This is a genomic window from Pseudomonas monsensis (genome assembly GCF_014268495.2).
GTDB lineage: Bacteria > Pseudomonadota > Gammaproteobacteria > Pseudomonadales > Pseudomonadaceae > Aquipseudomonas > Aquipseudomonas monsensis.
The window spans coordinates 2,975,728-2,989,380 of record NZ_CP077087.1; the positions used below are offsets into that span (position 1 = coordinate 2,975,728).

At 56.1% G+C, this 13,653-nt stretch carries 9 protein-coding genes and 1 pseudogene; 6 read left to right on the forward strand and 4 right to left on the reverse strand.

Annotated features, from left to right (window positions below; all coding sequences use genetic code 11):
* Nucleotides 1–17 precede the first annotated feature (17 nt).
* Complete coding sequence (locus HV782_RS13060; protein ID WP_186748459.1) at nt 18–956, forward strand: FecR family protein; 939 nt, start codon at nt 18–20, stop codon at nt 954–956.
* 1,891 nt (nt 957–2,847) lie between these two features.
* Here HV782_RS13060 and HV782_RS13065 read toward each other — a convergent pair.
* Nucleotides 2,848–3,456 carry a type II secretion system protein GspJ gene (locus tag HV782_RS13065; protein ID WP_186748786.1) on the reverse strand — a complete coding sequence of 203 codons (609 nt, stop codon included), beginning with the start codon at nt 3,454–3,456 and terminating at the stop codon, nt 2,848–2,850.
* Complete coding sequence (gspH, locus tag HV782_RS13070) at nt 3,453–3,905, reverse strand: type II secretion system minor pseudopilin GspH (protein ID WP_186748785.1); 453 nt, start codon at nt 3,903–3,905, stop codon at nt 3,453–3,455. Before gspH ends, HV782_RS13065 begins: the two co-directional genes overlap by 4 nt.
* Nucleotides 3,906–4,025: 120 nt before the next feature.
* Between gspH and HV782_RS13075 the strand changes: the two are divergent.
* The 3 genes and pseudogenes from HV782_RS13075 to HV782_RS13085 all read left to right on the forward strand — a co-directional run bounded on the left by HV782_RS13075 (nt 4,026) and on the right by HV782_RS13085 (nt 8,879).
* Nucleotides 4,026–4,453 (forward strand): annotated as a pseudogene (locus tag HV782_RS13075) (type II secretion system protein N).
* Between the two features lie 371 nt (nt 4,454–4,824).
* Nucleotides 4,825–7,914, forward strand: a complete 3,090-nt coding sequence (locus tag HV782_RS13080) for an autotransporter outer membrane beta-barrel domain-containing protein (protein ID WP_217890354.1) — start codon at nt 4,825–4,827, stop codon at nt 7,912–7,914.
* A gap of 605 nt (nt 7,915–8,519) precedes the next feature.
* Nucleotides 8,520–8,879, forward strand: a complete 360-nt coding sequence (locus HV782_RS13085) for a DUF6124 family protein (RefSeq protein WP_186748737.1) — start codon at nt 8,520–8,522, stop codon at nt 8,877–8,879.
* 271 nt (nt 8,880–9,150) lie between these two features.
* Here HV782_RS13085 and HV782_RS13090 read toward each other — a convergent pair whose 3' ends face one another.
* Both HV782_RS13090 and HV782_RS13095 read right to left on the reverse strand, forming a co-directional pair.
* The gene (locus HV782_RS13090; protein ID WP_123468093.1) at nt 9,151–9,720 is read right to left on the reverse strand and encodes a LemA family protein; all 570 of its coding nucleotides are present in this window, start codon (nt 9,718–9,720) and stop codon (nt 9,151–9,153) included.
* A gap of 3 nt (nt 9,721–9,723) precedes the next feature.
* The gene (locus HV782_RS13095) at nt 9,724–10,833 is read right to left on the reverse strand and encodes a hypothetical protein (RefSeq protein ID WP_186748738.1); all 1,110 of its coding nucleotides are present in this window, start codon (nt 10,831–10,833) and stop codon (nt 9,724–9,726) included.
* Between the two features lie 757 nt (nt 10,834–11,590).
* Here HV782_RS13095 and HV782_RS13100 point away from each other — a divergent pair.
* Both HV782_RS13100 and HV782_RS13105 read left to right on the forward strand, forming a co-directional pair.
* Nucleotides 11,591–12,688, forward strand: a complete 1,098-nt coding sequence (locus HV782_RS13100) for a SagB/ThcOx family dehydrogenase (RefSeq protein ID WP_186748739.1) — start codon at nt 11,591–11,593, stop codon at nt 12,686–12,688.
* A complete protein-coding gene (locus tag HV782_RS13105) occupies nt 12,681–13,640 on the forward strand; it encodes a diiron oxygenase (RefSeq protein ID WP_225931073.1) in 960 nt (319 codons plus the stop codon). Before HV782_RS13100 ends, HV782_RS13105 begins: the two co-directional genes overlap by 8 nt.
* Nucleotides 13,641–13,653: the final 13 nt, after the last annotated feature.

Below are 13,653 nucleotides of genomic sequence, written 5' to 3' on the forward strand. Positions count from 1 at the left end.
GTTGAGAATCTGCGCGTTTGAACATCTTTCGACTGACACCTGCCGAGCCATCGGCGGCCGACAATCTGCACAGCGAAGCCCGCGACTGGCTGGTCCTGCTGACCTCCGGCCGCGCCACCGTGGCCGATGCCCGCGCCCTGCGCGACTGGTGCGCACAGAGTGCCGAGCATGCGCAGGCGTTCGAGCAGGCCAAGGTTATGTGGCATCAGTTGCAACCGGCCATGGAGCAGATGCAGGCGCCCCGGCGCTTCGGTCGCCGGGCGTTTCTCGGTGGCGCGATTGCTGCGTCGGCGGCGTTTTTGCTGGTGCGCGGGACGATTCCTGGCGGGTTTGAAGGGCTGGGCGCTGACTACATAACCGAAGTCGGTCAGCAGCGTCGTTTCGAACCGGCGCAGGGTGTGAGCCTGGAGCTGAACACCCAGACGCGGATCAACCAGCGCGCAGTCGATGACGGCGTGCAGGGTTTTGAGCTGGTCAGTGGTGAGGTTGAAGTGCAGACCGCGCGGTTGCCGCTGGCGATGCAGGCTGGGGGAGGGTGGTTGCGGGCGAGTCAGGCGCGTTTCAACTTGCGTAACACTGATCAGCAAGTTTGCGTGACCTGCCTTGATGGTACGGTTGAAGTCGACGTAGAAGGCCGCAGCCTGCGCCTCGAACCGGGGCAGCAAGTGACCTACGATGCGCGGCAGGTTGGCAGTGTGCAGAGTGTCGACACCGCGGCGGTGATGAACTGGCGTCAGCAGGTGTTGGTGTTCAACGGCGCCACGCTCAGCCAGATGGTTGATGAGATCAACCGCTATCGGCCTGGGATGTTGTTGCTGCTTAACCGGGAGCTGGGGCAGCGGCGGGTGCAGGCGCGGTTCAGTCTTGATCAACTTGCCGGGGTTGCGTTGTTGATTCGCGATGCTTATGGCGTCAAATGCACTGAGTTGCCGGGTGGCGTCGTTGTTTTGAGTTAGTGGGTTTGAACGTGTACATATCCGTTGCTGCGGTAACGGCCGCTTAGGGTTCCGCCCTTACGGCGGGTCACCTTTTCCAAACGCCGAAAAGGTAACCCAAAAGGCTTGCTCCTACGTGCGGCCCGCTCGCTGGGGCTCGGGGTTCCTTCGCTCCGGTATCCATCCGGGCGCATCGCCTCCGGTTTGCTTCGCTGCACCTCCTCTCGATGTGTTTGGCTGCGCCAAACGGTCGCTGCGCTCCCACCCCCGGATGAATCCCTCCACTCAGCCTTCCGAAGTCGCCCATGGATCAAGATCAAAAGCTGCAGCCGAGCTTGCGCTCATCCTGTTGAGTGGGGCGGCTTTGCCGCTTGGGTTGTGCGCACATTGAAACGGTGGGAGCGAGCTTGCTCGCGAAGGCGGCCTGCCAGCCGACCAATCCCCAACTGACTCCACCCAACCCCTGTGGGAGCTGGCTTGCCAGCGATGACGTCCTGACATCCAACCAACCTCCAACTGCCCGCCCTCAATCCCTGTGGGAGCTGGCTTGCCAGCGATGGCGCCCTACCAGCCAACCAATCCCCAACTGACCTCACCCAATCGGCGTCGTTGTTTTGAGTTAGTTGGTTTGAACGTGTACATATCCGTTGCTGCGGTAACGGCCGCTTAGGGTTCCGCCCTTACGGCGGGTCACCTTTTCCAAACGCCGAAAAGGTAACCCAAAAGGCTTGCTCCTACGTGCGGCCCGCTCGCTGGGGCTCGGGGTTCCCTCGCTCCGGGCTCCATCCGGGCGCATCGCCTCCGGTTTGCTTCGCTGCACCTCCTCTCGATGCATTTGGCTGCGCCAAACGGTCGCTGCGCTCCCACCCCCGGATGAATCCCTCCACTCAGCCTTCCGAAGTCGCCCATGGATCAAGATCAAAAGCTGCAGCCGAGCTTGCGCTCATCCTGTTGAGTGGGGCGGCTTTGCCGCTTGGGTTGTACGCACATTAAAACGGTGGGAGCGAGCTTGCTCGCGAAGGCGGCCTGCCAGCCGACCAAACCCCAACTGACTCCACCCAACCCCTGTGGGAGCTGGCTTGCCAGCGATGACGCCCTGCCAGTCAACCAATCCCCAACTGACGCCACCCAATCCCACTGTGGGAGCGAGCTTGCTCGCGAAGACGTCCTGACAGCCAACCAATCCCCAACTAACCTGCCCAATCGGCGTCGTTGTTTTGAGTTAGTTGGTTTGAACGTGTACATATCCGTTGCTGCGGTAACGGCCGCTTAGGGTTCCGCCCTTACGGCGGGTCACCTTTTCCAAACGCCGAAAAGGTAACCCAAAAGGCTTGCTCCTACGTGCGGCCCGCTCGCTGAGGCTCGGGGTTCCTTCGCTCCGGGATCCATCCGGGCGCATCGCCTCCGGTTTGCTTCGCTGCACCTCCTCTCGATGCATTTGGCTGCGCCAAACGGTCGCTGCGCTCCCACCCCCGGATGAATCCCTCCACTCAGCCTTCCGAAGTCGCCCATGGATCAAGATCAAAAGCTGCAGCCGAGCTAACGCTCATCCTGTTGAGTGGGGCGGCTTTGCCGCTTGGGTTGTACGCACATTAAAACGGTGGGAGCGAGCTTGCTCGCGAAGGCGGCCTGCCAGCCGACCAATCCCCAACTGACTCCACCCAACCCCTGTGGGAGCTGGCTTGCCAGCGATGACGCCCTGCCAGTCAACCAACTCCCAACTGACCTCACACGATCCAATTGTAGGAGTGGGCCTGCTCGCGATGACGGCCTGACATCCAACCAACCTCCAACTGACCGCCCCCAATCCCTGTGGGAGCTGGCTTGCCAGCGATGACAACCTACCAGCCAACCAATCCCCAACTGACCTAACCCAATCCCAACCCAGGACCTGCCCACATCACAGCCAGTCTCACTCCAACGGCCCAATCACCTGCCGATACCTTTCAACCCCCTGCGCCGTCTGCCGGGTCAGCCGAATCTCCAGCCCCACCGGATTCTCCCGCCGATTGCCACTCAACTGCCGCCACCCCTTGTCCGGCTCCCAAACCCGCACCTGCGCATCGCTGACCTCGCTTAACACCGCCACGCCATCGGTCGGCGCCGGCAGCGGATAACGACTCCGCGCCGCCGCCACCGCACGGTACAACGTGTCGCCCTTAAGCCACCAACGCACCCGCTGCAAAGCCCCAGGCTGGTCAGCCGCGGTGCGAATGATATCCAGCCGAAACCCCTTGCTATCACTGCTACGTACAGTCATCGCGGGCGGCGCCGTCACTGGCTCATCGTTCGCGCCGACTTTCTTCGGCTCACTCAATTCAATGCCCGCACGCATGTCCACATCCCGCTGCAGCTGATTCAACGTCCGCAGCAGGGCGTCACTCTGTTCACCACTGGCCTGCAAATGACTGTCCGCCCGCGTCACACTGTCCAGCCCACGCCAGGCAATCAAACTCACCACCGCCATCAGCAGAATCGCGACCATCACCTCAATCAGCGTAAAACCCTGTTGGCCCTTCATTGCACACGAATCCGGCCAGCGCCATCGCGCAGGACACTCAACTGATTGGCGCCATCCGACAACGTCAGTTGCAGCGGCGGATTGATCCACTCAGCGTTGAGCACGACTTTCTGTTTCGGCTCGACCCGCACCTGCACCTTCGGGCTCTGCCACGGCCGCGGGCGCAATTGCGCATCGTCATTGAAATGCTCGAAACCCTTGCCGCTGTCACTGCGCCGACTGAAGCGAAAACCCTTGGCATCGCTGACCCACACAATCGGCCGGCCATCCGCCCGCGCCTCGGCCTGCGCCACCTGCAGCAGTTGCGCCACACGCTCGGCGTCCTTGCGCAGCAATTGCAGCGGATCGGGCTTGATACTCAAGCTGATCGCCGCACTGGCGATGCCGATGATCACCAGCACCACCATCAGCTCGATCAGGGTAAAGCCCTGTTGCTTGCCCACGTTCATCGGTTGCGCGCTCCTTTGCGTCGACGTTCATCCTGCACGGCCAACATGTAAGGCGTGTGAAATAAAACCGTGAGAATTGCCGCGTAGTCTGTCAGGTGGGACTAAAAGGAGATTCAGCCCATGACATTCGCCACACGCTTTTCCCCACCACAAATGATCCAGGCCCTGGCCCTGCTGGCCACACTGGTCGGCGTGGCGACCTGGTCGTCACTGCTGCTGACCACCGCCGAATCCCACACCCCGACCGCCGCCCCACAATTGATCGCTGCGCGCAGCGACAGCCCGGCGTTGCAGTGGTTTTCCAATCAAACAGCGCCAGTGGACATCAAGGTGAGCGGGGTGATGGCGGGGAGTCGGGGGGCGGTGGCGATACTGAGCCTGAACGATGGGCCGCCGCGTAGTTTTTTGCAGGGGGAGAAGGTGGGGCCGGGGGTGAAGTTAGTGGCGGTGGAGGGGATGGGGTGGTGATTGAGCAGGGGGAGAGGGTAAGGTTGGAGGTGGAGAGGTTGGCGGAGGGGGTGGTGTTGCCTAGGTTGGTGAGGCCGTGATTTGGGGAGTTGAGCTCATTTATTTTGGTCGTTTGGTTGGGGGGGCAGTTCAACTGTCTCAGCAAAAAAATGGACTGAGAAGCAGAGTATTTGGTGTTGCCTTCGACCAGAAGTAGGTCGTTATGAATGGCCGCTATCGGCCAGAAGTGGACGCTCGAATGTGTCTTTAAAACTAGGGGCGACTCATGTAGATGGAAATACGAATTGCTGAGTGCTAAAGAGAGCGGCTCGCACGTAGGAAATTTCCTACAGATCAGTCGGAAAAGCCTGAATTTTTGCCGCTAAATTTCCTGTTCAAATTTCTCCTCAGTGACTTTCGAGCGCCGGCTTGTTTAAGCCTGTCCTGAAAAAAATCAATGAATGAGAGATTTATGAACAGCATCTACCGAACTATATGGAATCGCACGTGCACCTATTTTACGGTGCCGTCGGAGTCGGCGTCGGCGTCTGGCGTATTAAAATCGCGAAACAGCGTTGCGCGCTTATCTTCAAGAGCCCCGGCTTTTCCCTTGAGCACGTTGTCTGCCAGCTTGTTGTTGGCCTTTTCCAGCATGGGGCACGCTACTGGTGTGCTCGTCGACGGTACGATCTATAACGGTACCGGGAAAATGGTGACATCAGGTGACAACACCCCTGCATTGCGGGTTATGAATGTCGGTGAGGCGACTTGGAGCAACGGTATTCTCAGCACTTCAGGCACTGGCTTGGGCGCGGTGCTGGTAGAAACCAGCTCCACGCTGAACTTGATCGGCATGACCGTAAATTCCCTCATGGCCAATACGGCTGGGTTGGTGGCGTCTGGTGGCTCTAAGGTAAACCTCCAAAACACCGAGGTCGCTACGCTGGGCAACAGCGTCGCGTTGGATGTCAAAGAAGCAAGCCAGCTAAGTGGTAACAATGTGCAAATCAATAGCACAGGTTCGGGCCTGCTCGTGACGAATTCGACGGCTGATGTCAGCAATCTCGATATCGTTACCCTCGGAGCCAACGGTTATGGAATTGCAACAATGGGAACCAGCAACGTCAACGTTCGCGGAGGCTCCATTAAAACCACCAATAGCAGGGGCTATGGAATATACGCCACCGCAGGCGGGACGGTGGTGGGGGAAGATATTGCGATCAGTACTTCAGGTGACAACAGTCGTGGAGCGCTGGCCTCAGGAGAGGGGGCTCACATAAGTCTGGACGGCGGCAGCATAACTACCACCGGATCAGGGTACGCCTATGGTGCTCAGGCATCCCAAGGGGCGACCGTTGATGTCAAGAACATGGACATCAACTCTAACGCCGAAGCCGTATTTGCTGATGTTGGAGGGACGGTGAATGTTGAGTCGTCAAACCTGCACTCAACGGCCACTGCCATCTCGGCCAAACAGGGAGGTGTGGTCAATGCGAACAATGTGAAGATCACCAGCGACGGATCGGGACCTATGCTCCGGGCATCTGCAGGCTCAAATCTCAACCTGACGAACAGTGAAGTGGATTTAGGCGAACACGGCTTCTGGAGCAGCAAAATCGATGGCGGGAAAGCAACGTTCGATAATGTCCGCATCCACGGCGAGCACGGCGGCATCGGTCTTTACTCCGCATCTGGGGGTACTGTCATCGGTAAGAGTGTCGATATCGCTCTCAATGGTAATGGCAGCTACGGTGTCTATGTAGGGACGGACGTCGGTTCATCGTTGAGCCTCGAAGACTCACGTGTTGTGGTCAATGGTACGACCGCTGTCGGGATCGCCGCTCTGACATCGGGCCAGCATAGCGTTCATCTCAAAAACAGCCTGGTAAGCTCCAATGACTATGCTATCAAGGGAGGGGTTCTCGCCGGTGTTGATGTGACCGCTGACGGTTCAACGATTGAAGGCAACATCTTGATGGGCTCCCGAAGCGTGGAGACGAGCGGCAAGAAAATCGAACGTATGACACTGGCCGCCACCAATGGGTCGCGACTGAAAGGCGACGTGTCGATCGACCATGATCACACGCTAGACAGCGGCATCAACCTTGAAAATGGTTCGACCTGGCAAGGTGCAGCGCAATGGTTGGATAAACTGGGTGTAAACAGTGGAAGCGCCTGGACAATGTCTGGCAACTCTTCGTTGGGTGCTCTTTCGTTGAACGACGGCCGTGTAAATTTCGACCACTCCAGCGGCTTGTTCAAAACGCTGACGGTGGGCAATTTGAGCGGCAATGGCAGCTTCTTGCTCAACACTGACCTGGCAACGCTGCAAGGCGACTTGCTCAAGGTTGAAGGACAAGTTGACGGGGAGCACACGCTGATCGTTGCCGATTCCGGCCACCAGGCCCAAGGCGGAGCACTGATGCTGGTGGATACCAACGGCGGCGCGGGCAAGTTCGATTTGTACGGCGGTAAAGTCGACGTGGGTGCCTTCCGTTATGGCCTCGAGCAGCGTGGCGATGACTGGTACCTGGCCGGCACTGCACAGGATGCGGGCGGTGGCGAGGGTCCAGTGGGTGATACCGGTGGTGGTGCCGGAAGTATCGTTGCGCCCATTGATCCCATTATCAGCAATCCTCAACCAGAGAACCTGAGCAAGGGCGCGAACGCTGCCATCGCTCAACAGGCGGCGGCCACAGGACTCATCGGTGCGCAGATGAATGCCTTGACCAAACGACTGGGCGAGTTGCGTATGGGCAATGATGAGGGCGGTCTGTGGACACGTGGCTTCGGTAAGGAGCAGCGCATCGATACAGGTTCCAGCCGAGCCTTTGAGCAACAGGTCAACGGTTTCGAGATCGGCGCCGACAAGGCCATTCCTTTCTACAACGGCAAGCTGTACCTCGGCGGTATGGCAGGACAAGGTGAGGCTCGTCAGAACTTCGGCGAAGGCAGCAAAGGCCAAATCGACAGCGCCATGCTCGGCACCTATGCCACCTACATCGACCAAAACGGCGTGTATGTGGACAGCGTGTTGAAATACACCCACTTGGAAAACAAGGTCGACATCACCAGCAATATGGGTAAGAAGGTGGATGGCAAATACAAGAATCACGCAATTGCGGCGAGCGTAGAGGTGGGTAAGCAAATCGATCTTGGACAAGGCTGGTTCGTCGAACCACAACTGGAAGTGCAAGCGTTCCGCGTGGGCAGTGGCGATTACACCGCAAGCAATGGCTTGAAAGTCGAACAGGACGCCGTTACTTCTGTTCAGAGCCGAGTTGGCAGCCTGTTCGGTCGTAACATGAAGCTGAATAACGGTATGACTGTGCAGCCATACGCCAAAGCATCGTGGATAACCGAACATGCCGGTGACAGCCAGGTGAGCGTCAACGACGTAAGTCTGGACAGCAAATTGCCGGGCTCGCGGGCCGAAATCGGTGGCGGGGTGATCCTGCAAACCGCCGAGAAGCACAAGTTCTTCATCGACGCGGAATACACTAAGGGCGATGGCATAGAACAGCCTTATTCGGTGAACCTGGGCTACCGCTACGCTTGGTAAAATTCTCTGCTGAAGGCAGTTTCAAATAAGCGAACAAGACCCGGATCTTTTAATTCGGGTCTTGGTCGTTTCTATTGGTGATGACAAGAATCGCCAGTGCAATTTCATCATTCCAGGCAAGAAACAATTTCTACGTAAGAAAGCAACTGCGTCTATAGCCGGTTGGTACTCAGGACTTTTATACGATTGACGTTTGGGTTGGCACTTGGTGGTTTAGACCACTGCCCACTTATGGCTGTGGATTCAACCGGTCACGCCAATGTTTAAAAAGACATCTCCAAACACTCTCGCAGGCTACACATCCTTGCGCCTTTGCCTACAGCTACGCCAGAATCCGCCGGCTTGTGCGCTTTTGGGTCGGATTCTATTGTGGTCCGGTCGCTGACGAATCAGCGATCGGGTTTGGTAGCCCGGTTTAGACTTGGCGCATAGCGTCACCCGATACAGGCCTTTTTGGGGCTGTGTATTTATGGTGGTCATGCGCAGGGCGTCTTCGGGCGCGCCGGTTCTCCAAGTCACCGGTCTACCAACCTTCGTATGGCCACCACCCCTTCGTTTGGTAGCGAAAGATGATGGCTCCTTTTCTATGACTTGGAGATTCACTCATGATCAAACCAACACCCAACCCACCCGAAACCGACTCGGTTTCCCCCTACGAATCCCTCGATTCCAAAAAACTCCACGAAGCCGCCGACCGCGCCCTCGATCATTACCTCTGTCCGCCCGGTTCCACGCCGCTCCCTCGTAAAACCCGTGGGATGTATGCCGTGACTGCGGACAACAAAAATGAAGAGCTGCTGATTGATGCCAGTGAAACACTGGCTTCGGCCAAGGCCATTGCTCATGACGCTGCGAGCCTGTTGCCCGTGGCACAGCGGCGGACGTTGTTGGGGATTGCGCAGTTGATCATGCTCGGGGAGTTGGCGGTGAATCGGGCGTTGGATAATTTGCAGTTGCCTGGGTGATGTAGGTGTCGGGATCACCTGGTGATTGATCGGGTGTCCGTTCGGGCGTCTTCGCGAGCAGGCTCGCTCCCACAGGGTTTTGTGCTGATTGCAGATGTTTTGTTTGGCGTTGAAATCTGTGGGAGCGGGGCGATTGCTTTTCTGCGTCGTTTTCATGTGGTTTGTTGCTGCTTTCGGCATTGCGCCTGGAAAAATCAGCGGCGGATCTGTTCAAGGAGGGAGGTGATCGACCATCACCCTTGCGGGTGATGGGTTCTATGCATCACGCGGATTATATATTCGGGGTGTAAGAGAAACTCTGCGAAGCTTCGGTATCGGTGAATGGCGTGACGCGAGTTTTCTTGTTGAACAGGCCATTGATGACCGAGCCGGGGAACATCTCGATGGCGTTGTTGAACAGTTCGACGTTGCGGTTGTAGATGGTGATGGCTGCGCCGACGTTCTCTTGTTGTTCGGAAATTTCACGCATCATGTTGTTCGCCGCTTCTGATGCTTTCAGGTCAGGGTAGGCCTCGAAAGCGATGCGTAAGCCACCCATCAGCTCCCGGGTGGCGGTTTCAACGGTCGTTAGGGCATTGCCATTGGCGCCCGCAGGCAGGGCGTTGACCGCGCTGCGCAGGCCGGTGATCTTCTCCAGGAGGCTGGCCTCGTAGACCATGAAATCTGCGAGCACTTTTTGCAGCTGGTCGAGAACTTTGGTCTTCTGGCGTTCGTAAACGAGGACGTCCGACCATGCACGTTGTACTCGGTTGTGTCCCCCGATAATGCCGTTATAAATGCTGAAGCCCGCTACGATTATGACGACAGCGATAACAGCGGAGAGGATGAGTGCAATGTCCATGGCTTACTTCTCTTGGCGTTGTTTTGGGGGAGTGGCGGTAAAGGTAAAGTTGTCATCGTGCAGCTCACTGAGTGCATGGCTCCATTGGAGCGCAGACATCAGACGTGGCAGTTCGATACCGGCAGAAATTTCTTCGTAAAAATTGTTGGGCGAAGCCAGCGAATACTGGGCACCGAACGCGAACAGGTCGTTGCTCTCAAAACTGAGGCAGAGCTCTCCACTGTCGGAGAACTCCAGGTTTGGACGATGGAGGATGTCGAACAGCTTCAGCAAGTGGAGCACCGTCGAAGGCTTGATGAATTTCGCGCAGAGCATCTCGCTGCGACCGGTCAAACGGAACGCTTTATTGAAATCCGGAGAAGCCGTGTCCATGGGATGCGAATAGTCGTTCTGGGACTGGTGATCAGATCTGACCGATATTCCGGTGACCCATGGAAAGTCGATGACCAAACTGTAGCGATCGTAGTGGTCATAAACCACTCGAGTCTCGGTTTTGGTATTGCCCTTTTCGTCGGTAACCGTGGTATGCACCTCGCGTCGGTTGACATAGTGCAGCTGGCGGTACGTGAAAGGGAGGTTGCGCAACGTGCCGGTAAACTCACCCTGTATCGACTCGACCAACTTGCGGCTGTAGTCGCCGCGACGGTAATCACCAAATTCCGTGTCCAGCTCTTTGAGGGTTGCGGCCGAGTCTTCTCTCAGGAAAGTCAGTCCGTTGTGGAAGTAGGATGACAGTCGAGCAATTCTTTTACTGAGCGACGGCAACCGATCAGATTTGGATTTCATCCATGCCAGACTCCAAACGGCAATCACGATGCCAAAAAAACCAGTACCCATGCCGAACGAGTCGGGATCAATTTCCAACCGGTAAAAGAACAGAGCGACGCTATGGATGTTTCCAATCCAATAAAGGGCCACAGCGCTCGCAAGCAATAACAGGCCGGTGCCGAAAAACCACCATGCACGTGTGCGATCGAATTCGAGCGGGCCGTTGTACAAGGCAAACTCATGGATCACGTTCAGGAGGTCGGCGTTGGATTCAGCCCTGTCAATACTGGCTTCGCTCACCGTCAGCAACTCAGTGAGTCGCGCGTTCTGCGATGCGCTGGGCATGTAGACATCCTTCAACGAGAGCAAGGTCGAAGACTCACAAAAGCATAGCGATGGCGTCCTGGCCTCACATCGGATTCAGGGATGCCTGGTGCGGGAGCAATGGTCCGGATTGAGGATTTGGCTCTATTCATAATCTGTCAGAAACATTGAAAAGGAGTGGACGATACCATTGTCATGCGCTGACCGCTTGTGGCGGATACGTGTCTCTGGAAATGGTCGAGCATTCGGCAGGCAGTAGTCTGTGGCCCCTGTCCGTGCATCGGGCGTTGTCATGACAGTTACCTAGGCGACCGATTGATAAAGACGCAATCCAGCCGCACGCCATTCTGTCATTTGGTTGGTGTCAGTTCAGGCAAAGCGGCGTTTATGAAATTCAGGGCGATTCATATGTTTTGAAAGTGTGCGCTGCAATGGCGCACTTAAATTGTCAGACAATGATCGAACTGGCCGGATTCGGAGACTTTCGTAGCACTATCTCGGTGCGAATGTATAACAGTTACGCACCAAGTTAAGCGCAAAAAGTTTTTTTGATTTTCATTCTTGACAGCTGTTTTTGTTTGTTTAAATCTCACTTCGCCGAATGGTTCGGCTTCATTGAAGATAAGGAGAGTGTCATGACCGTTATTAATCTCGAATCGAAAACCTTGGCTAACTGGACTCAAGCGGCAGGTCCGGTTAAAACCACCGTCAAGTGATGTTCAGGCCCGGAAGAAGTTCTTCCGGGCTTTTATTTTTGCCAGTCTCAAGGACGAGAGTAGTGCCTTCCTATATCAGTGATAATATTTTTTTTCTGATCAAGAATAAGCAGTTGGTGCTATGGGACTATCAAGCACACAAGCAATATTCCATCGCTCCGCAGTATCTTTGTCGGTTGCTGCATCTGAGTCAGAATCCAGACGAAGAGCCGGATTCACAAGACGCAATCGACCAGGAATTGCTGGCGGCGGACGTACTGTCAGAGACTGAATTTCCCGCGATGGAATGGGGCTGGGATGATCTATCCCGCATCTTTCACGTTGGCACCAGCAAGATCGACTATGCGGCGCGACCCGAAAGCGTCCATGAATGGGCAATGGCCTATCAATCGGCGTGTGAAGAAGCCTTCACTGTTCCGGTGCCGAAGTTAAGGCATGAAGTTCAGGATAAGGATGAAAGGCGACGTATTGCTTTAACACGACCGGAAACTACTCAGCATCATGACTTGCATAGCACGTTGTTAAAACGACGCAGCGTCAGGGAGTTCCTTCCTGTGGCGGTCACGAAGCAACAGGTAGCATCAATACTTTATTATTCGCTGGCGTATCTTCCTTTTCGCGCTCTTGAAACTAGTCTGCTGTGTCCCGATGAACTACGGCATCGCAGAACTAGCCCTTCAGGCGGCGGACTTAATGCGATTGAAGGATATGTTTATATCAGGAATGTCGCGCAGATCCCGCCTGGGTTTTATTACTACAACCCTGTCGAGCACCAGTTGGAAGCCATAAGTAACGATCTCGATTTCAGTTTGGGTCAGGCACTCAACGGGCAATTCTTTGCGCAAGATATTCCGTTCGGTATTTTCCTGACGTGCCAGTTTGACCGGCTTTGGTGGAAGTATCCGCACTCGAGAGCCTACCGCGTCGCGCTGTTGGATGCCGGCCATATCTCCCAGACCGTGCAGCTTGTTTCAACTGCGCTGGGTCTCGGGACTTGGGTCTCTGCCGCTATTGATGAATCGTGTCTGGAGCCATTGTTGGGCGATCTCCACTCGTCAGCGCCCTTGTTGTTTGTCGGGGCCGGTGTCAGCACCGGCCGGGACATGCCGGCGGCTTTGGAAGCGCTGCATGCCAGCGAGGGAGCGCGGGAAGATGATTGAGGAAATGAGTTCGATCGACACCGATGCGCTGCAAGTCTTTTCAGACTGGAACGACGCCGCCACCGTGCGGACGCGGCCTAACGCCTATGACCTGTCCGGCTGGACGCAGGGGGGCGAACAGGACAAGGACTGGTTTGTGCCGGCGGCAACTCCCTGGCTCGCCGACGAGGCGGTTCATTGCCATGGCGACGCCGTGAGGCAGGCGATATTGGCCAGGTATCTGGTGATGTTCCTCGACTACACGACTGAACTGGAGACGCGCATTGTCAATCGCGCGATCACAACCATTGCGCATGATCGGATTGGCTTGGGTTTGTCTCCGGCGCTGAAACTCACAGGCCTCAAGTTATATGCCGACGAGGCCTACCATGCGGTGATGTCGGCGGAGGTCGCCAATCAAGTCAGCGCTATTTATGGAATTGCCAATCGGGAAGTTGCCTCAGAGCGCGTCCGGAATATCCGGGCGCTGGTGAACACGGTTGAGCCTGTCCATACCGAGTTGGCCTGGTTCGTTGTTGGATTTGTTTCTGAAACGGTGATTACCAAGGAATTTCTGAAGATCTCCAAGGCAACCGTTTATGCCCCCGTCTACCGGATGCTGCGTGACCACCTTGAGGACGAACTCAAGCACTCACTTTATTTTTCGCACCTTTTTACAATTGTTTGGCTGGGCGCTTCCGACGCTCAGAAAACCTTCATGTCGGGTTTTATCGTTCAAGCCATTTACGAGTTTTTCAGGCTGCATGAAACCTGGTTGTTCGAGAACTTGAAGTGTGTGGGCGTTGATGCCACCAGTGCGTGGCTTATCCATGAAAGGCAACAAGGCCATGCGCCTCATCGTGCCAGGGCCCGAGCCGGGTGCACCGCAACGATAACGGCGATGAAACGCAGTGGTTTTTTCAAAGACCCCATGAACGTGAAGCGCTTTGCCGAGGCAGGGCTTATCGAATGACAGCCAAAGGGAG